The organism is Mycolicibacter heraklionensis (assembly GCF_001021505.1).
Taxonomy (GTDB): domain Bacteria; phylum Actinomycetota; class Actinomycetes; order Mycobacteriales; family Mycobacteriaceae; genus Mycobacterium; species Mycobacterium heraklionense.
Genome location: NZ_LDPO01000064.1, coordinates 1 through 556, shown reverse-complemented (window position 1 = coordinate 556; position 556 = coordinate 1). Strand labels below are relative to the sequence as shown.

The window sequence follows — 556 nt, the reverse complement described above, 5'->3', positions numbered from 1 at the left end:
GGTCCCGGCGGCCAGGGCGGCGCCGGCCGCGCCGGCACCCGCGGCCCCGGCTCCCGCCCCGGCAGCTCCCGCTCCCGCTCCCGCGCCGGCGGCCCCGGCACCGATACCAGTGCCGGTGCCGATCCATGTGCCGGCGCCGGTCGAAGTGCCAGCCCCGGCCGCACCGGTCCCCGCGGCTCCGGCACCCGCACCGCCAATCCAGCAACCCCAGCTGCCGCCGATCTTGCGGCCGCCTGCCCAGAATCCGTCCAACAACGGTGGTAACCCCTCGTGGCTGCCGGGCAACAACGGGGGCGGTAACAACGGCGGGAACCCGTCCTGGCTGCCGGGTAACAACAACGGCGGCGGGAACAAGGGCGGCAACCCGTCCTGGCTGCCCGACAACGATGGCGGCGGCAAGAAGGGTGGCAACCCGTCACCATGGCTGCCCGGCGTCGGCGGCAACAACGGCGGCGGGAACCCGTGGTTCCCGGGCCTCGGCGGAGGCGGCGGGCGTGGCGGCAGTTCCTGGTTCCCGGGCCTCGGCGGCGGTGGTGGCGGCGGCCTTGATGGCGGC

The 556-nt window shown here is 76.3% G+C and carries 1 protein-coding gene and 1 pseudogene; one reads left to right on the top strand and one right to left on the bottom strand.

Going from position 1 to position 556, the window contains the following annotated elements; translation table 11 throughout:
• On the bottom strand, positions 1-252 hold a 252-nt coding region (locus ABW16_RS27670), incomplete at its 3' end, for a hypothetical protein (protein ID WP_233424866.1).
• On the opposite strand from ABW16_RS27670, the pseudogene ABW16_RS27665 reads away from it, so the two are divergent.
• Positions 224-556 (top strand): annotated as a pseudogene (locus ABW16_RS27665) (hypothetical protein); the annotation flags it as partial. The gene ABW16_RS27670 and the pseudogene ABW16_RS27665 overlap by 29 nt on opposite strands.